15 protein-coding genes and 1 pseudogene are annotated in these 19247 nt (G+C 59.8%); 5 read left to right on the top strand and 11 right to left on the bottom strand.

What is annotated here, in order from left to right; genetic code table 11:
* The 3 genes and pseudogenes from AB5Y92_RS16820 to AB5Y92_RS16830 all read right to left on the bottom strand — a co-directional run.
* Positions 1–199: pseudogene (locus AB5Y92_RS16820) on the bottom strand (iron ABC transporter permease); the annotation flags it as partial.
* Positions 200–206: 7 nt separating this feature from the next.
* A complete protein-coding gene (locus AB5Y92_RS16825; RefSeq protein WP_368227199.1) occupies positions 207–1223 on the bottom strand; it encodes a FecCD family ABC transporter permease in 1017 nt (338 codons plus the stop codon).
* Between the two features lie 175 nt (positions 1224–1398).
* Positions 1399–2202 (bottom strand): siderophore-interacting protein, encoded by an 804-nt coding sequence (locus AB5Y92_RS16830; RefSeq protein WP_368227200.1) that lies wholly within the window; start codon positions 2200–2202, stop codon positions 1399–1401.
* Between the two features lie 324 nt (positions 2203–2526).
* Here AB5Y92_RS16830 and AB5Y92_RS16835 point away from each other — a divergent pair, with 324 nt between their 5' ends.
* Positions 2527–4044, top strand: coding sequence for an HD domain-containing phosphohydrolase (locus AB5Y92_RS16835; RefSeq protein ID WP_005361714.1), 1518 nt, complete (start codon positions 2527–2529; stop codon positions 4042–4044).
* A gap of 93 nt (positions 4045–4137) precedes the next feature.
* Here AB5Y92_RS16835 and AB5Y92_RS16840 read toward each other — a convergent pair whose 3' ends face one another.
* On the bottom strand, positions 4138–5403 hold the full coding sequence (locus tag AB5Y92_RS16840) for a TIGR03503 family protein (protein WP_368227209.1): 1266 nt from the start codon (positions 5401–5403) through the stop codon (positions 4138–4140).
* Positions 5400–6134, bottom strand: a complete 735-nt coding sequence (dnaQ, locus tag AB5Y92_RS16845) for a DNA polymerase III subunit epsilon (protein ID WP_064336501.1) — start codon at positions 6132–6134, stop codon at positions 5400–5402. The genes AB5Y92_RS16840 and dnaQ overlap by 4 nt, the downstream gene beginning before the upstream one ends.
* Before the next feature lie 79 nt (positions 6135–6213).
* Between dnaQ and rnhA the strand changes: the two genes are divergently transcribed.
* Positions 6214–6678: a ribonuclease HI gene (gene rnhA, locus AB5Y92_RS16850; RefSeq protein ID WP_005353268.1), complete on the top strand. Its 465-nt coding sequence runs from the start codon at positions 6214–6216 to the stop codon at positions 6676–6678.
* Here rnhA and AB5Y92_RS16855 read toward each other — a convergent pair.
* Entirely contained in the window at positions 6666–7388 is a 723-nt protein-coding gene (locus tag AB5Y92_RS16855; RefSeq protein WP_005361718.1) for a methyltransferase domain-containing protein, read from the bottom strand. The two genes, rnhA and AB5Y92_RS16855, sit on opposite strands and share 13 nt — an antisense overlap.
* A 72-nt stretch (positions 7389–7460) precedes the next feature.
* Here AB5Y92_RS16855 and gloB point away from each other — a divergent pair, with 72 nt between their 5' ends.
* Both gloB and AB5Y92_RS16865 read left to right on the top strand, forming a co-directional pair.
* Positions 7461–8225, top strand: a complete 765-nt coding sequence (gloB, locus tag AB5Y92_RS16860; protein WP_005337817.1) for a hydroxyacylglutathione hydrolase — start codon at positions 7461–7463, stop codon at positions 8223–8225.
* Between the two features lie 70 nt (positions 8226–8295).
* Positions 8296–9849 carry a LysM peptidoglycan-binding domain-containing protein gene (locus tag AB5Y92_RS16865; RefSeq protein WP_368227201.1) on the top strand — a complete coding sequence of 518 codons (1554 nt, stop codon included), beginning with the start codon at positions 8296–8298 and terminating at the stop codon, positions 9847–9849.
* Between the two features lie 158 nt (positions 9850–10007).
* On the opposite strand, the gene astE is transcribed toward AB5Y92_RS16865, so the two are convergent.
* Both astE and AB5Y92_RS16875 read right to left on the bottom strand, forming a co-directional pair.
* Positions 10008–11039 carry a succinylglutamate desuccinylase gene (astE, locus tag AB5Y92_RS16870; protein WP_164536436.1) on the bottom strand — a complete coding sequence of 344 codons (1032 nt, stop codon included), beginning with the start codon at positions 11037–11039 and terminating at the stop codon, positions 10008–10010.
* Positions 11040–11331: 292 nt separating this feature from the next.
* Positions 11332–11541 (bottom strand): DUF1127 domain-containing protein, encoded by a 210-nt coding sequence (locus AB5Y92_RS16875; RefSeq protein WP_005337823.1) that lies wholly within the window; start codon positions 11539–11541, stop codon positions 11332–11334.
* A gap of 523 nt (positions 11542–12064) precedes the next feature.
* On the opposite strand from AB5Y92_RS16875, the gene AB5Y92_RS16880 reads away from it, so the two are divergent.
* A complete protein-coding gene (locus AB5Y92_RS16880; RefSeq protein ID WP_164536435.1) occupies positions 12065–12958 on the top strand; it encodes a DNA replication terminus site-binding protein in 894 nt (297 codons plus the stop codon).
* A gap of 141 nt (positions 12959–13099) precedes the next feature.
* On the opposite strand, the gene AB5Y92_RS16885 is transcribed toward AB5Y92_RS16880, so the two are convergent.
* From AB5Y92_RS16885 to AB5Y92_RS16895, 3 genes are all read right to left on the bottom strand, one after another.
* Positions 13100–16975: an SNF2-related protein gene (locus AB5Y92_RS16885; protein WP_368227202.1), complete on the bottom strand. Its 3876-nt coding sequence runs from the start codon at positions 16973–16975 to the stop codon at positions 13100–13102.
* Positions 16976–17406: 431 nt separating this feature from the next.
* The gene (locus AB5Y92_RS16890) at positions 17407–18492 is read right to left on the bottom strand and encodes an ATP-binding protein (protein ID WP_368227203.1); all 1086 of its coding nucleotides are present in this window, start codon (positions 18490–18492) and stop codon (positions 17407–17409) included.
* The gene (locus AB5Y92_RS16895) at positions 18489–19217 is read right to left on the bottom strand and encodes a response regulator (RefSeq protein ID WP_368227204.1); all 729 of its coding nucleotides are present in this window, start codon (positions 19215–19217) and stop codon (positions 18489–18491) included. The genes AB5Y92_RS16890 and AB5Y92_RS16895 overlap by 4 nt, the downstream gene beginning before the upstream one ends.
* Positions 19218–19247 lie beyond the last annotated feature (30 nt).

Below are 19247 nucleotides of genomic sequence, written 5' to 3' on the forward strand. Positions count from 1 at the left end.
GCTCAAGCCGCGTCCCCTCCCCCAGCAAGGTGTTGACCACCCCGGCAAAGCCGAGCTTGCCGCCGCCAACGCTCAGGGCCAGCAGAGCAAGCGCCAGCAGCGCCACGGCCAGCAGCGCCAGCCAGCGCCAGCTCGGCAGATGGAGCAGCAAAGAGCGGTTGCCGGCCCGCAGGCAGAGCATATCGGTAGGTGTACGCATCAGCCCCTCACTTGACGGTCAGCAGGGTACGAAAGCCCCCGCGATGAACGATGGCGATCAGCACTGGTGCACCGATCAGGGCCAGAATGACCCCGTTGGGCAACTCGAACGGCTGGATCAGCCAGCGCGCCAGAATGTCGGCCAACAGCAGAAACAGCATGCCGAACAGAGCGGAGAAACAGACCTGCACCGACAGCTTTACCGGCTCCACCAATCGGCCACAGTAGGCAGCCAGAAAGCCGACAAAGCCGATGGGGCCGGCGATGGCGATGGCACTGGCGGTAAACAGGGTGGCGGCCAGCAGCACGCCAATTCGCACCCGGTTTGGGCGGATCCCCAGCGCCTGGGCCTGACTATCCCCCATCTGCATCAGGGTCAGCTGGCGACAGAGCAGCAAGGTGATGACAAACGCCGCCAGCACGAAGGGCAGTACGGCGATGATGGCATCGAGATTGGCCGCCGACAGGGAGCCGAGGTTCCAGAAGCGGTACTGCTCCAGCACCATCTTGTTGGAGAGCAGCAGAAAGCTGGAGAGCCCGCCGAAGGTGGCGGAGAGCGCCACCCCGACCAGAATAAGCTTCAGCGGATTGGAGCGTCCAATCATCATGCCTAGCCCCAGCACAATCACGTTGCCGAGCAGCGCGCCGAGGCCGGCCCAGAGCAGATAGCCGTAGGCGGACTCCACCCCGAACCAGGTGAGCCCCACCACCAGCGCAAAGACGGCCCCGGCGTTGACCCCGAGCAGACCGGGCTCCGCCAGCGGGTTGCGGGTCGCGCTCTGCAACAAGGAGGCCGCCAGAGATAAAGAGGCGCCGACCACCATGGCGCAGAGGGTGCGCGGCAGTCGCAAGGTATTGAGCACCATGGCGAGCTTCTCGTCACTCGCCCAAGGCGCGTAACCCATCAGGTAGCCGAACACCTCGCGGGCACCATAGACGCCCGCACCGGTGGCGAGCGAAAGAGAAAGCAGTATGAACAGGAGGAACAATCCCAGCCAGAACAGAGGGGTCTGGTACTTAACCACCCTTTACGACTCCTTGCGTTGGGTCTGACAACATGCAGCCAAACCGACGTGAAAACAGGGCGCTCTTGTGTCAACGGAAATAAAAACGCCGGCCGGACGAATACCCGGACGGCGCAATACTAAATGCAAATCATTTTTATTTGCAAGGGTGAATCAGGTATTCTTTCGCATCCGCTTAATTATCCATCACATCGTGACGGGTCTGATGATAGGCCTCTTCACTCTTGCCCCGGCGCCAGTACGGCACGGCGTAGAGCGACTGGCGATCCACCTCGAGCACGGAGCGAAAATGGCGGCGCAGCGGCAACACCAGCGCCTCTTCTCCACCCAGCCAGAAGAAGCCGCCATCGCGCACCAGCGGCAGAGCAATCACATGCTCCAGCAGGCCGCTGGACTCGGGCTCGCCGACAAACCAGTGACAGCGCACCCCGACCGGCAGCATCAACGGCTGAGCATCGGCCTGATCCGGCACCAGAATCGCAATTTCCCCTCTGGCCTCGGCAGGCATCACCTCACACATCGCCATGATGGCGGGCAAGGCGGTGAGATCCCCTACCAGGCAGTAATGCTCGGCCGATTGCAGCATGGGGTTGGGGCCACCCGGCCCGGAGAGGATCACCTTCTCTCCCGGCTTGGCATGGGTAGCAAAGGCGCTGGCGGGCCCGCCTTCACCGTGCAGCACGAAGTCGATATCAATTTCCTGCTCATCACGGCGAAACGCGCGGATGGTGTAGGTGCGGATCACCGGCTTGTCAGTCGGGTCACTCCAGCGCGGGCCGCTCGGGGTCATTGCAGGCAGCACCGGCTCTACCTGATGGGGCTGGGCCAGCATCACCTTGATATGGGCCCCACCGCAGGTAAAGGGATAGTCAGCCAGTTCGCTGCCACCAAAGGTGATGCGACGCAAATGGGGGGTGATCTGGGCAATGGCTTTGACAGTCAGCAGACGGGGGCGATTGGGAGGCAGAGATGGGGACACGATGGGGCTCCTCGTTGAGTGTGTCGCCCATGCTACACGCAAATAGGAATCACTATCAAATAAGATTATTTTTCGTCTAATAGCTACAAACTGGTTTCAAACATCCCCAACCACTCGCATTCACACCCCAATCCAGAAATAGGCTTTATGCACGCTAGCTCCATGATTGGGCAAAGAAAGCAGCCGGACAACGCCACCGTCACAAAGGGTTCCATTTGCTTATTTCGACCATAGTTTTTCGAGATCAAATTTTATTTCCCAATAAGTTTCCTATCCTTAGTGAAGCAGTTAATGTAAGCACAGGATGCCAAACAGGATTGTATGATGGATGACCAGATCCTGATTATTGATGATGACGATCTCTCCCTCCCCGACGCACAGCAAGCGGGCTGGAAGGTGATGATTGTTGACGATGAGCCTGAAGTGCATCGCATCACCAAAATCACCTTGAACAAATTCGAGTTTGACAATCGCCCCATCGATTTTCTGCATGCCTATTCCGCGGCACAGGCCAAGGAGTTGCTGGCCACCACCCCGGACGTTGCTCTGTTGCTGCTGGACGTGGTGATGGAGGTCGACCACGCCGGCCTCGATGTCGTCAAATACGTCCGTGAAGATCTGCAAAACAAGATGGTACGCATCGTGTTGCGTACCGGCCAACCCGGCCAGGCGCCGGAAGATGACGTGGTCACCAACTACGACATCAACGACTACAAGGATAAAACCGAGCTCACCTCCCAGAAGCTGCGCACCCTGCTGCGGGCCAGCCTGCGATCCTATCGGGATATTCGCACCCTGGAGAGTAACCGTCAGGGGCTGGAAAAAGTCATCGAAGCCTCCAAGGGGATCTTTGAGAAACGGGCCCTGCGCCAGTTTGTCGAAGGCGCCCAGGAGCAGCTCAGCGCCCTGCTCCATCTGGGGGAAACCCAGATATACGACGTCAAGCAATACGCCTATGAGGTGAAGGATCAAGTATTGGAGCCCCTGCTCCCCGGCCATCCCGCCATGCTCCTCACGGACGCGCCTGAGATCCTGCGCCAGGCCATGAGCAAGCGCAGCAACGTCTATAACGCCACCCAGATGGTGCTCTACTGCCAGAATCCGCGCCACCACCTGCTGTTCCACATCGAGACCACCCGCCAGCTCAGCCAGATCGATACCAGTCTGCTGACCCTGTTTACCGAAAACATCATAGTGGCGCTGGAGAATATCCGGCTCAATGAGGTGATCGCCGACAACCAGCGGGAGATCATCTATCGCATCGGCGAACTAGTCGAAACCCGTTCCAAAGAGTCAGGGCTGCACGTCAAACGAGTCGCGCTCTATACCGAACAGTTCTGCCACCTTATGGGCATGAGCGAAGAGCAGAGCGAACTGGTGAAACGTGCCTCGCCGCTCCATGACATTGGCAAGGTGGGAATTCCCGATGCCATCTTGCACAAGCCGGGCAAGCTGACACCGGAGGAGTGGGAGATCATGAAAACCCACGCCCAGCTCGGGCAGGATATGCTCTCCGGCAGCGATCTGGCGCTGTTTCAGATTGGTGCCACCATCGCTGGCAATCACCATGAGAAATGGAATGGCAGTGGCTATCCCCGCGGTTTGAAGGGGGCCGATATTCCGCTGGAGGGGCGGATTGTGGCGCTGGCTGACGTGTTCGATGCTCTGGGTTCGGATCGCTGCTACAAGAAGGCGTGGCCGCTGGACAAGGTGCTGGCCCTGATTGAAGAGGAGAAGGGGCAGCATTTCGACCCCCAGCTGGTCGAGCTGATGATGGCCAATCTGGACAAGTTCCTCGAGATCCGCGAGCAGAACAAGGATGTCTATATCGGCGAACACTGATAGCCAGCTTGTTCTGTTTATGAACTAAAAAAAACCGCCCTGCTTATCAGGGCGGTTTTTTATCTCTGGCATCACGCCACTTCAGTACGAAGGTTACTGCTCTGGCAGATTGAGATCCAGCTTGGCAGCAGGTTGTCCGGCTTGCTGATTCTCGGCCTGCGCAGCGGCCAGAGCACGCTTCAGGGCACGCCGTTTTTGTATCACCACAAACCCGACCCCACCCAATACCGCCAGCAGCACACCACCACCCGCCAATGCCCAGATCAGCCAGCCCATTTCCTCCTCTGCCGGAGCTTCATGGGTCGCCTCGGCACTGGAGGCCGGTGCGGCGGCCGACACCACCTCTACAGGAGGCGGCGGTGGCGGGAAGACATTGAAGGTTTTCACCGGCAACTCGATTTTCAGCTCACGGCCGAGGCGAGTGGTGCCATAGAGGGTTGCTTTCACCTCATGCTGACCGACCTCCTTGATGTTGGAGAGATCGATATCAAGCTTGGGATCGCTGGCGATCTCGCTGAACTCGTAGAGGCCGCCCACATTGCTGGTCACACTCCCCTTGACCACCACGGAAGCGGGATCCAGCTCATCACGGTCGATTAGCAGTGAGAGCTTGGCACCGAGCTCATCCGAAGGCGGCGACAAGTTATAGCTGAACGGGTAGGGGTAAAGCAGTACATCCTGATAACGGGCACGGACAAACACCTGATTGCCCGTACTGAACATGGCGCGGTACTTGCCACCGGGAATATCCTGCAGCGTCACTTCCGCCGTCATGATGCCATCGCCTGGCACCTCATCTAGCCCCTTGCCATCATCGCGATAGTGGCCAAGTACTTGATCCAGCACGATCTCTTTCTTATCGGCATCGCTGAACGATTGCAGCTTGACGGTCATGCCAAGGTCAGAGAGATAGTATTTATCTTTCGGCGGCTGACCATTGATCAGCAACCACGCCTTGAGCTTGACCACCTCCCCCTGATAGAGCTGCATCGGCAGGGCGGCGATATCGAGCCGGATATCGGAGAGAATGCGCACCCGGTTATCGGGATCCACCTCGCCAATCGCCTGCCAGGGGCCCGGCATGGGATTGCGCAGGGTAATGAGATCATGCTCTGGCAGCGCCAGCCAACCCACATCGGCAGGTTTGACCTTGCCCACGTAAAGCTTGCTGCCATCGGGGCGAACCAGGATCACGGACGGGGTGCCCGGCTTGCGCTTGATGATGAAGGTGATCTCCTTAACCCCATAATCGATGCGAAAGCGGTTATCCAGCAGCGGAATATCGGAAGGGGCAAATACCTCGGTCGCCGTCGCCCCCAGCGAGAGCAATAGCAGCAAACCGGCATACCACTTGCTCATTGCCGCCACAGACAACTTCCTCCTTTCTTCTGTACCAGGTCCAGTCTCGCCTCGTGCAGGGCCTGAACCTCGGTGCTGGCACGCACCACCTTGAGGGCGGGTCGGTTGCTCTCTAACCGGCGAATGCTGGTGTCCTGATTGCTTTCGTTTTCGTTGCTCTCGGTGGCCAGATTGAGTTTGGTCTGGCCGCCGGTCATCAGCAGGTACACGTCCGCCAGGATCTCCGCATCGAGCAGAGCCCCGTGCAGGGTACGGTGGGAGTTGTCGATACCGTAACGATCGCACAGCACATCCAGGTTGTTGCGCTTGCCGGGGAAGAGATCCCGCGCCATCGCCAGGGTATCTGTGATGGTGCAGATATCCGCCGTCTTGAAGTTGAGTCCGAGCTTGCTGAACTCGTAGTCCATGAAGCTCACGTCAAACGGTGCGTTGTGAGCGATCAGTTCGGCGCCCCGGATGAACTCGAGGAATTCGTCGGCAATCTGGCTGAACGACGGTTTGTCACGCAGAAACTCGTCGGTGATACCGTGCACCTGGATCGCTTCCGGGTCGACCAGACGATCAGGCTTGATATAGACGTGATAGTGGTTACCGGTCAGCTTGCGGTTGATCACCTCCACACAGCCGATTTCGATAATGCGGTGCCCCAGATAGACAGGGCCGCCCGCCGTATTCATACCTGTGGTTTCAGTATCCAGAATGATCTGGCGATTCAGTTGGGGTGTGTTCATGATCCAATCTATGTCAAACTTCGGCTTTACTTACTCGCTAGTTTACCCCAAGCCTCATGTTAAAACAGATTGATTGCTCATGTTAAAACAGATTGATGTCTATACCGACGGCTCCTGCCTCGGCAATCCGGGCCCGGGTGGTTACGGGGCCGTCATGGTCTACGGCAAGCACCGCAAAGAGATTTCCGCCGGATTCAAGTTGACCACCAATAACCGGATGGAGCTGATGGCCGCCATCATGGGGCTGCGCACCCTCAACGAACCGTGCAAGGTGCGCCTCACCACCGACAGCCAGTATGTCCGCCAGGGGATCACCCAGTGGATCATCGGCTGGAAGAAGAAAGGGTGGATGACCGCCAACCGGCAACCGGTCAAGAACGTCGATCTCTGGAAGGAGCTGGATGCGGAAGTGGGTCGCCACCAGATTGAGTGGCTCTGGGTGAAGGGTCACTCCGGCCACCCGGAGAACGAACGGTGCGACGAGCTGGCCAGAGAGGCCGCCTGCGGCAAGGATCTGGCCGAGGATACCGGCTACCAGCCCTGACGGGCCATTCCCGGTGTGGCGAGGGACTTTGGCAGCTGCCAGCGGCGCCGCACCGGGATCAGTGGAAAGCGCCGTTTACGAGCCGCAATCACGTATACCGATGCAAATGCCCTGCAATAATCCCGCCCGATACTCTCCCGCCACCAACTGTGCCAGCTCTGTTTACCCATAAACGAGTAACCGAAACGCTCGTCGAACATCACCTCACATCCCAGCAGATGCAGCCAGTCCGTCACCCGCCCCGGGGTGAACATCCGTGCCGACCAGGGCATTCTGCGCCGCAAGAACGGCACACAGTGACCGATCCCGACCAGACTCATGGGGTTATAGCCACTGATGATCAGCCAGCCATCGTCGGTCAACACTCTTTCGGCTTCGCGCAACACCTGATGAGGATCGGCAGAGAAATCGAGGCAGTGAGCCAGCAGGCAGGCATCGACGCTGCCGGTCCGTACCGGCAGATCGAGGGGATCGCCATACATGTCGAGCAGCCGCCCGCCGGGGGCGACCCCGATCTGGTGACGAATGGAGGAGCGTTTGCAGGAGAGTTCGGCGCTCAGAGCACCAATTTTCAGCAGATGATACCCAAACAGATTGGGACACCAGTTGTCGAGCCGATCCTGGATCTCGGCCGCCACCCAGTCCCCCATAGGCAATGCAGACCAGCTGGTCGGGATCTCGATTTGTTGTTCGGTACGTGCCACCTGCATAATAGGGCTCAACTCGGGGTTTCGAACGCCATCCTGTTATATAAGATACCCTCCCTAAAGAGAAGCAGACTCATGTATCCAGTGATCACAGTTCCAGCCTTTAATGACAACTACATCTGGTTGATCCGCCACGAAAATCACTGTCTGGTGGTCGATCCGGGCGATGCCGCCCCCGTGCTGGAGCGGCTCGAGGCATTGGGGTTGGTGCTCGATGCCATCCTGCTGACCCATCACCATCACGACCATGTCGGGGGCGTCACCGACCTGCTTGCCCACTTCCCCCACGCCCGGCTCTATGGCCCCAAACTTGACCCGATGCCGGATCACCACGGTCAGTGGCTGGAAGATGGCGATCAGATCAACTGGCACGGCCTCGCCCTCGAGGTGATCCATGTGCCCGGGCACACTCGCGGCCACATCGCCTACCACGGCAACGGCATGCTGTTTTGTGGCGATACCCTCTTCTCGGCCGGTTGTGGCCGCCTGTTTGAAGGGACGCCGGAGCAGATGTACCACTCGCTGCAACGACTCGCCGCCCTGCCCGATGAGACACTCATTTATTGTGCCCACGAGTACACCCTCTCCAACCTGCGTTTTGCCTATGCGGTCGAGCCGGACAACCCGGCGATCCGCCGCCAGATCGGGCTGATCAGCAAACTGCGACAACAAGGGCTGCCAAGCCTGCCAACCCGGCTGGGTGACGAACGCACTTTCAACATTTTTCTGCGCTGCGAACAGGATTCAGTGAAATTTTCTGCTGAAAAGCATGGGCTAAAATGCGTGGAAAATCCGGTAGATACCTTCACCATCCTGCGTCAGTGGAAGGACGTTTTTTGAACAAGCCTTGATCAGGGGGCCATTGCCCCTTATGATGCGAGCTGTTTTTCCTAAAAATGACCGGAACGAGATGAAGGTACGAACGGCCTTATTGGCAGCGCTGTTGCTCAGCGGCTGCCAAAACCTGAGCCATCAGGATGACCGGGCGCTAACGGCAATCGAGCCGATCAAGTCCCCCCAGGTCAAGAAAAAAGCGCATAAAAAACACTCTTCCCATTTCCTGTTTGGCGATGAACAGCTGGACGAAATGGAAGATACGGACAATCTGTGGGTGCGTATCAGCGATGATATGCAACTGGAAACTCCGGACAACCCGCGCATCCGCCAGCAACGTGAGTGGCTGTTGCGCAATGATAAGCATCTGGCGACCATTGCCAGCCGGGCTGAACCCTACCTCTATCTGATGGTAGAGGAGATTGAACGGCGTGAGCTGCCAATGGAGCTTATTACTGTCCCGATGATCGAGAGTATGTTTGATCCTCATGCCCGATCCCGCAGCAATGCCGTCGGTTTGTGGCAGTTTGTGCCCGCCACCGGCAAGAACTTCGGTCTACGCCACGACAACTGGTATGACGGACGGCGCGATGTGCTGGCCTCCACCAATGCGGCGCTCGACTATCTGGAATACCTGAACCGCTTCTTTGATGGTGACTGGCTGCAAACGCTGGCCGCCTACAATGCAGGTGAAGGACGGGTTCGCAACGCCATCCAGCGTAACCAGCGTGCCGGCAAGCCGACCGACTACTGGTCGCTCGACCTGCCGCGCGAAACCCAGATGTATGTGCCCAAGATCCTGGCCATGGCTGACATGATCAGCAATGCGGACAAGTACAACGTCCAGCTGCCGGTGCTCGCCAACGAGCCGAAGCTGCGGGTGGTGGAAACCGGCAGCCAGATCGATCTGAACGTGGCGGCCCAGCTGGCCGGTGTGCGCACCTCGCAGCTCAAGGAGGTCAATCCTGCCCTGAGCCGTGGCGTGATGTCACCGCGCGGCCCCTACCGCCTGCTGGTACCGGTTGAATATGCCGATACCCTGGAGCTGGCACTGGCCGACCTGCCCAAGAGCGAACGTATCCGTACCCGCTACTATCAGGTCACCAGTGGCGATACCCTGTCACGCATCGCCCAGAATCACGGCGTCAGCGTCAGCGAGCTGAAACTGGCCAACAATCTGCGTGGCAACAGCCTGCGTCGTGGTCAGCAACTGGTGATCCCGACCCACGGTCAGGTCAGCAGCAAGGCCAGCTCCGCCAGCAAACCGCAGCAGTTGGCAAGCCGTGGCAGCAGCCAGAAGGCCAAGGTCAGTTACAAGGTGCGCTCGGGTGACAACCTGTGGAGCATCAGCCAGGCGCACGGCGTCTCCCACGAAGAGCTCGCCAAGTGGAACGGTCTGAATGCCAAGTCGGCGCTCAAGCCAGGCATGAAGCTGGTGGTCTATCCCAAGCAAGGGAAGAAGAGCGACAAATCGATGGTGTATCAGGTTCGCCGTGGCGACTCCATCTCCTCTATAGCGGCTCGCTTCCAGGTGGCCATCAACGATGTGATGCGCTGGAACCAGCTGGATAAAGGGGATTACCTCAAGCCCGGTCAGGAGCTGACCCTGTTTGTGAAGAACAATAGCTAAGCCTCACCGCTTGAATCCGATAAAAAAAAACGGGGCCAGTCATCTGACTGGCCCCGTTTTTTTTTTACTGCGGTTAACCGCTGCTGTGTCTGAGCCACCGACTAGAACAATGGCTTGGCACCGCCTGCGGATGCATCACCGCTCTGCAGTCAAAACTATCACCGCTCTTCCCAGAGCCTTGTCGGCACCACCATCAGCACGGTGCGCTGACCAATCGCCACGTTGGCATTGGGGAAGACCACCGCCTCACGCGGCTTCTCGACCGTGTAGCGAAGCTCGCCATCCTCGGCCAGCACGAACCCTTGCGGGAACTCGGTGAAGTTGTCCACATCGCTGGCAAACAGAAAGCGAAATTGCTCCGATTTTTTGGTGATCACCCGATCGATGGCAAACAGGGTGAAATCGTCCGCCCGCCACGGCTCCAGCGCCACCTCATCCTGAGTGACCAGCTCTTGCAGCGCTTGGCGGGTTTCGATAAAGCGGGTCATGTCGTTCTCGCCAAACGGGCGCACCTTGCCCAACTCCACCGTAAAGGCGTGGGCACCATGCTGGCGAGAGCTGTAGTAGCTGAAGGTCGTGGTCGGGCTGGCGGAGAGCAGAATGGTACGCACCCCGCAGGCACCGAGGAACTGCACCTGCTCGCGGCAGTGGGGCCGCTCGTGGGGAAAGGGGTAGACGGCGAACTTCTCGTGGCGCGAACCGCGAATAGCGGTGTGCAGATCGTAGTGGTAACGGGGACGAGCCGGATTGGCAAAGAAGCGGCTCACATACTGCTCGAGGCGCATGGCGCGGATCCGCTCCCGATTGCAGAGCCCCTCCCCCTTGCTGTGTGCTCCGGAGAAGAGCCGGTTCATGTTCTCCTCCACCTCCCGCAGCCCCAGATTCATCGCAGCCGGATTGCCAAACAGGAACAGCACCCGATGACGGGCGCTCAGCTCGCCTGAGAGCAGACGACTCAGCAGCTGGTTGCAGATCTCGATGGGAGCGGTCTCGTTGCCGTGGATGCCGCAGGAGAGGACGATATCCTTGCGTCCTCCCGGCTGGTCGCCCGCGCCACTGGCAGGCTCCAGACAGAGCACGCCGGTATCCCAAATGCTGACCTGCGCACCATCGGGCAGGGCAAATTCAAAGGGCTCAAGCTGCCACTCATGGCTGCGGGTCATGGCCAAAAAATCGTGCTGGGGAATCATCCGTCTCACCCTCTCGCTCTGGAATACTATGGCCGGATTATACGCAAGGCATCGCTGCTTAAAATCGTTTTTTAAACAAATTCAAACATTAACGATACAAGTGTGATAACAATCGAACGACGACTGCAATGGCAGTAGCGATTTGGAATAAAGAGGAGAGGAAAAAGGATCAACAAATAACAGGGGGAAAACGGGGGATATAAAACAGACAATGACAGACCTAGCGGCCGGGCGCCACGGGGCAGAACAGCAAACGACTCAGCAGAAAAACAAGGCATCCATGCCCGGCTGATCAACCACGCCAGAACGGCTTGGTGGTCTCTTGATAACGGTCGGCTTCGTTCAGGCCGATATCTTTGAGCAGGTACTCGGGCAGCTCGGAGAGCTGGCGACGGCTGCGGCTGCGCTCCAGCCAGGTCAGAACGGTCATTTTAACGCGAGCAACCAGATTCAATTGGCTGGAATGCTGGTAACCGGTTTCGGTATAAGTCATGTTGGCCATGATGTGGCTCCTCTGAATATTTGTTTACGCACTGGGCTTTATTTGATGCGCAAAGCTTAGTAAGGGAGCAAGGCCGACTCAATTGACGAATTTTGATACGTTACATTAGGAAAACTAATAGTAAAAAACTGACTGATACGATTTTAATGCTTTGATTTATAAAGAATAATTAAGTCACTATTCGACCATCAACGGCCCGCAGCATATTGTGCTGCATGGCAGCATCTTACATATGCAATTTACCGCATTGCCTATGCATTCGCCAATGGACGCGCCATGGGTGGCAACCCCGTCATTACATTCAATTGTTAATTGCGTGATCTCTTTATGATCTTAAATTAACATCATGAAACATAAAACAAACTCACTTTTCCTCCCGCGCAGCTCCCTCAATGACGACCCGAAAACGCCCCTCTTGGCGCGCAACCGGCATACTGGTATGGTTATTTATACAGTAGTTTATTCCCCTGCCCTGACGCCATCGTTTATGCCGTCAGCGGCGGATGAAACCACAGGATCATCGATGGATACCTTTACCCCAACCGCCGCCCTGCGTCAACAGATGGCCGCCATAGAAGCCTCTCTCAACCAGCTGGCCGATCTGCTTGGCCAGCTCGAGCTGCAGGAGGCCCATGTCTATCCCCTCCCCCCGGTGGCACAGGGGGAAGAGCACGACCCGATCGAGCAAATTGAGGTGGGCTATCTCAACGGTGAAGCCGCGCTGACGGCCACCCTCGCCGCCTATCGGGATCACAGCGCCCGCCCCGGCTGCTCCACCAAGGCGACTCACCGGCTGCCCGGCTGGTTGCGCTTTCCTGCCGCCGCAGCCCCCTTGCTGCAACCGCTGATCGACCAAATCAACCAGCACAAACTCGATTTCAAAGCGCTGGTGCAGCAGGCGGGGGGACGGGACGAGAAGTTCGAGCTGGTACATACCGCCCTGCCCGGGGTGATCACTCTGCAGGTCTACCGCAAGCTGACCCTGTTGACAGGTGAGCTGCAATCCCTCGGCTTTACCTGGGCTGACAAGCAGACCATCAATCGCCTAAGTCGCGAGCAGGTGCTTGAGATGCTGGAGCGCAGCCGCCGCTATATACCGGCCCTCTCCAACAACGAGGAGTGGAGCAAGATGGTGGATCAGGAGGTGTACGACATTCGCCGTCTGCCCGCCGATGCCGAGCTGCGGATCCGCCGCCCGGTCAAGACTCACCCGATGATCAACCTGCTCTGGCTGGAGCGCACCCCGCGCAAGCAGCAGATCAAGGCGAGCCTGCCTCTGCTGCTCTGCTCGGATACCCCGCCCGCGGTCACCCATCTGGGCAACTATCCCCCCAAGAGCCGGCAGGCGCGGCGAGATCGCAAGATTGGCGGCGAGCCCATCATCGAGCGGCTGCACCTCTATCTCTATCAGGGGTGACTGGATCAGAAATAGCTGGGCCGCCTTGCCGCGATAAACGAAGTATCCCGCATCAGCACCCCAAATAAGAAAGGGGAGAACATCTCTGGATGTTCTCCCCTTTTCTGTATCGATAGACGGTATGTAAGGCGGCGTCGCCAATCAGCCCATCAGCAGGGCCCGCAGGCTCTCCACATCCAGCCCGCGCACCTCGGACTGGCCGCTCAGCAACCCATCGGCCAGCGCCCGCTTCTCATCGTGCAGGGCGACAATCTTCTCCTCCACCGTCTGCTCGCACACCAGCCGGTACACGGTCACCGGCTGGGTCTGGCCCATCCGGTGAGCCCGATCGCTCGCCTGATCTTCCACCGCCGGGTTCCACCAGGGATCGAGGTGCAGCACGGTATCGGCCTGGGTGAGGTTGAGGCCGGTCCCCCCCGCCTTGAGGCTGATGAGGAACAGCGGCACCTCCTCATGACGAAAACGCAGGATGGAGTCCTGACGGGACTTGGCGGAGCAGCCGCCATCCAGATAGCAGTAATCCCAGGATTTCTGCTCGATGCGGGCCCGCAACAGACTCAGCAGATCGACAAACTGGCTGAACACCAGCACCCGATGACCGCCGTCGATCGCCTCTTCCAGCAGGGCCATCGCCTCGTCCAACTTGCTGCTGGTTTGCGACCACTCTGGCATCACCAGCTCCGGCGAACAGCAGAGGCGGCGCAGTCGGGTCAGGCCGCTCAGCACATGCATCAGAGCGCGGCCATCGGCGCTTTGCACCTGCTGCACCACTTCCCGCCGGGTCGCCTCGTAGAGCTGGCGCTCTTCGGGGGAGAGGCTGATGTGGTGGATGATCTCGGTCTTGTCCGGCAGCTCGGTCAGCACCTGCTGCTTGAGACGGCGCAGGATGAAGGGGCTGATCACCGCCCGCAGCAGCGCCATGTGCTGGGGATCCTTGACCGCTTTGCCAAAGCGACGCTTGAACTCGCCAAGGCTGCCGAGCAGCCCCGGGTTGATAAAGGTGAAGAGACTCCACAGCTCCCCCAGATGGTTTTCGATGGGGGTGCCGGAGAGGGCGAGGCGAAAATCGCCGTCGAGCTGGAACAGCAGCTTGGCGCGCTGGGTGCCGGCGTTTTTGATCTGCTGGGCCTCATCAAGCACCATGGAAGACCAGCGGCGGGACTTGAGCGCCTCCGCCAAGCTGCCGAGCATGCCGTAGTTGATGAGGATCACCTGACCGGCCTTGGCCTCGCGAATCATCCCCTCCCGCTCGGCCGGATTCTCGAACACCACCACATCCAGCTCGGGGGCGAAACGGGCCACCTCCTCCTGCCAGTTGGTGACCACTGACTTGGGCACCACCACCAGCGCAGGGCCAAGGTGCTGGCGCATCCGCAGCACGATAAGCGCCTGCAGCGTCTTGCCCAGACCCATGTCATCGGCCAGACAGGCACCAAAACCGTGATGGGCCAGGGTCGCCATCCAGCGCACCCCCTCTTTCTGATAGTCCCGCAGGGAGGTAAGCAGCTCGTCCGGGCAATCGACCTCCTGCTGCCACTCCTGCTGCAGGGATTGCCACGCCGCATCCCCTTCGGTGGTAATGACCGAGAGCAGGCGAGTCAGGGGATAGGCCAGCTTGTTGTTGATGCGCTGCTCTTCATCGAGCATGGCCCCCAGCATGGTGAGCCGCTCCACCAGCTTGTCGCTCAGCATTAGGCTGGTCTTCTCGTCGAGCTGAACGGTGCGCTGGCCCGGGGTCATCTGGCGCAGAATAAGGCGCAGGTCGAGGATCTGGTGCTCATCGAGGGCCAGCGCCCCTTCGACCTGGAACCAGTCCTGCCGCCGCTCGATGCGCAGGCTCAAAGCCGCTTCATCAAGGCTCTTGAGGCGAGCGCTGTCCTGATGCCAGTGAATGACCACACCGGCATCCACCAGCTCGGGCAGGGCATTGACCAGCGCCAGCGCCTGCTCCCCCTGCAGCAGCCACTCGCTGCCGGGCAGGCCGATGGGCAATTGATTGCGCAGCAACTGGGCCTGCCCCTTCTCGGCCCCGAGATCCCGCTGCCAGTAGTGGTACGCCTTGATCCCCTGCCGCACGATCGCCTCCCCCTTGCCAAGGGGCTGGGGCGGCAGATCCTCAAAGCGAGTCACCAGCTTGACCGACAGCTGACCATCCTGCCAATCCAGTTGCACCGAAGGAATGCCCGGCCAGGGAGCCAGTTCGGCGTTGCCGCTAAGCCCCGCAACCTGACTGTGCCAAGGCAACTCGGGAATGGCATCGAGCGTGCGTTGCAGCTCAGCCAGCCCCTCGGCGGGCAGCAGCGGGATGGATTCGAGCGCTGGCAAGCGGTCGAGCAGCGGCTGCGGAGTGAGGATGAGCTGCCACAGATCCTGCGCCAGCGGCATGATATGGGCCCCGCGGGCGGCCGCATCGGGGCAGAGCTGCGCGCTCATCCCCTGCTCGGTGGCCACCACCTGCAGCAGGGGGGCGCTGATGGCCAGTTGCAGCTTTTGCCCCTTGGCGTTGAACAAGCGGGGGTGATCGGCCAGCGGCGCCCAGACATCCCGCGGCAGTCGTCCCATCACCCGTGGCAGGGTGCGAACCAGTGCCCAGTCATGCTCGTCGAGCATGGCGGCATACTGGGTAGAGAGCAGGGCCGGATCGACCCGGCGACCGGCGGTCCACTCCCCCTTGGTGCTCAGTTTCTGGATCTTGCACTCCAGCTCGGGACCATCGGCATGGAGCAGCCACACCAACCGCTCTTGCGGCTTGCGTACGCCACTGGAGCGTCCCAGCCCCTGCAACCAGTTGAGCCAGCTGGCAGAGGCCGCGGTTTTGTCCTCGTCCCCGTCATCATCCTGCTCGTCACTGCCCTCTTGCGCAGTCTCCTCACTGCCGCGCAGTTGGCACAAGGGCGCCCCTTTGGCCGCCTCGCCCAACAAGATACGCAGCAGATCCTGACAAAATGCCATCAGGCGATGATGAGGCTCGGCATCGAGCAGATGAGAGAGATCCCACTTGTGCAACATGGCCACCTGCGGGCTCTGGGCACCGTGACGGGCCAGCGCGCAGAGATCGAGCCAGAGATAGCCCCAGTGGAGCTCCTCCACCGGCAGTTGCAGGGTATCAAACAGGCCAACCGCCTGACCGTGGCGATCGCCCGCCCACTGGCTGAGCAAGTCGGCAAGCAGGGGGAACTGGCCAGTCAGACTGCGCTGCCACTTCTTGCGCTGTTCGCTGGCGATGACGGGGTCGGCCTGCTGCAACCAGCCAAGCCAGAGCAGGGCGCTGAATGAACGGGGCCATTGGCCCGCCTTGCCCTCATCGGTTGCCTGCCACTGGCCCAGCGCGGTGAGCAGTCGCTCGCCAAGCGGGCCGCTCTGGCTCTGCTGGGCCAGCGCCTGCAGGGCTGGCCAGCCGGGGGCGGCATCCTGGTCCTCGCCGGTTGGCGAGGTGCTCTCGCCATCCCCGCAGAGCCAGCGCCACTCCGCCTCGAACGCTTTGGCCCAGGCCTGCACCTCGGGGGCGCAGCGCACCAGCGCATTGGCCAGCGGCCAGCGCTCTTCATAGGGGGCATCAAGCAAGAGTTGCAGCGAGAAGTGCTCCAGCAACATTTGCTGCCAGCCGGGGCTGGAGCCCGCCAGCAACTGGTGAGCGTCCGGGGTATCGAGCAGGGTCAGCAGATCGCTGGCCGAGAAATAGGTCGGGATCTCCCCCGCCTTGCCGCGGCAGAGCTCGCGCACCACCGCATGGGTGAGATCCTGCCCGGTCAATGAGGGCACCCGACTCCAGTCCGGCGCCGGGCAGAGACCGGCACGTACCCCCAGGATCAGTGCCAGCGTCCCCTCGGCGGTCAGGCTCCACTGCTGCTCCCCGCGCAATCTGACCAGCCCCGCATCCTGCAGTCGGGTCAGTTTATCGATCAGGGCATGGCCTATCGCCAGTTGTTCTTGCAGCAAACGGGTACTGGCAACGCGCTGCAATTGCAGGGTGGCGAGCAGGGCATAACTATCCGAAGAGAGGGTGGACGCAGACATCAAGACTCACGGGCAAGTGCAAAAGCGGAATTTTAACGGTAAAGCGCCAGCGGCTCGACCCTTTACCGTGAAATAACTCAAAAAAAAACGGCCATCCATGATGACCGTCGAAAGTAACGAAGGAAATAGCCGGATCATCCGGTTACCTCCCACAGCGGGAAAATCGGGAGCGCTAGCCCCTAATTCGTGGAGCCAATGCTAGAGGTTGGCGCCCGAAAAAGCTTTGAAGCGGATCACAGTTGAAAAGGATTTCTGAAAACGGTTTCAATTTTTAGCGGCAAAAAACCATGATTTCGCGCCAAATGAGCCATGTCCCAACCCCTCCTGCTCACCCGGCACAAGCGGTGAAAACCCTATAACGGTCGCTTGTCGAACGCCCCTGTGCGGGCAGCTGTCAGCTGTATAGCTTCATCAGAACCTGCCCCCCTAGGCTAGGTTTCAGGGCCACCGGACATGGCTGAGATGGGCCAGGAGAGCACGAATCGGCTCCCTCCCCGCCCGGTAGCTTGGCAAACCGCGCTGCCGCCGTGGGCCTCTGCAATCGCCTTGACCACGGCGAGCCCAAGTCCGCTGCCGCCGCTCTTGCGCGAGCGTGACGGATCTCCCCGACGAAACGCATCGAAGATACAGGCGGCGATCTCCTCGCTGATGCCTGGCCCCTCATCTTCCACACTCAGGACGCACACACTCTCCGAGCGATACAGCCGCACGGTCAGCAGGCCCGGCAGCGCGTGCTTCTGGGCATTTTCCAACAGCGCCATCAGGGCCTGACGGATACGAAACAGATCGCAGCAGACATGAAGTTCGCTATCGAGCTCCCGCTGCAACACAAATCCGCTCGCCGCCAGAGGGCTGGCAAACGCCTCAAGCACCACGGCAAGCTCGTCGGCCAGCCTGACCTCGGTCCGCTGCAACTCCAGATGGCCGCTGTCGTTGAGGCTCAATACCCGCAAGTCCTCGATCAGGTGATTGAGCCCCTCCACCTGGCGCAGCAACCCCTCGAAGAGTTCGCTACTGGGAGGAAATACCCCTTCGGCCAGCCCCTGCAAGCGGCCGCGCAAAATGGTCACCGGAGTGCGCAATTCGTGGGCGATGGCGGCATTCCAGAACTCCCGCTCGCGGGTCATGCTCTGCAGCCGCTCGGCCATGGTATTGAAGTCGCGCACCAGTTGCGCCGTCTCCCCGATCGCCTGCTCATCCTCCGGCACACGGGCATCGAGTTTGCCCTCGGCCACCTCACGCAGGCTGGTTGCCACCGAGTTGAGGGGAGTCAGGATGCGGCGAGAGAGGCGAACCGCCACGTACAACGCCATCCCCAATGCAATGAGAATGGTGGAGCCGATCCATAACATCTCGACTCTGGAGGGCACCCAGGTCTCGGAGATGCTGCCCGGCACAAACGCCACGGCGATGCCATAAAACACATAGGTGCCGATCACCGCGAGGGAGATGATACCAAGCGTCATCAGACCCAGAGAGCGGATGATCTGCCTGCGAAGGCCGGGCGCCGATTTCATGCATCGCCCCCGAAGCGATAGCCAACGCCCCAGACACTGGCGGGGACCCCTTGAATGCCGTGTGTCTCCAGTTTTTTGCGCAACTTGCTGATGTGGCTATCCACAGTGCGCTCCTGGGTATCCCCCTCCGGCAAGCAGTGAGTCAGCAGTTCGGCGCGACTGAACACCCGTTTTGGCGCCCGCATCAAAGAGGCGAGCAACTTGAACTCGGTCAGGGTCAGCTCCAGCACCTGCCGCTGGTCATCGCGGAAAATGCTGGCCTCGTGGCTCTCCAGATCGATCTGAAACTGGCCGACCCGCAACACGTTCACCGTGGCAGGCTTTACGGCTCGGGTGCGCCTGAGCACGGCCTGCACTCGCGCCACCACTTCGGCCGGATTGAAGGGTTTGACCACATAGTCATCCGCCCCCATGCGCAGCCCCATCAGCTTGTCGAGATCCTGATCGAGGGCGGTCAACATGATCACCGGCGTATCGCCACGCGCCCGGATCTCGCTGAGCACCTGCCAGCCATCCAGTTGCGGCATCTGCACATCCAGCAGCAGGAGATCGGGTTTGAATGCTTGATGCATGGCCAGCGCTTCACGGCCATCGGCGGCGTGCAGGGAGCGCAAGCCATGACGTTGCAGGTAAGCGGCGAGGATGTCGGCGATCTCGGCTTCATCCTCTGCAATCAGTACCAGTGACTGGCCCGCCGGGCTGGCGGAAGCATTGAGATGGGACATAGTCGGACTCGAAAAAAGGTGGCGTTGAAC

The organism is Aeromonas sp. R1-1 (assembly GCF_040908495.1).
Classification (GTDB): domain Bacteria; phylum Pseudomonadota; class Gammaproteobacteria; order Enterobacterales; family Aeromonadaceae; genus Aeromonas; species Aeromonas veronii.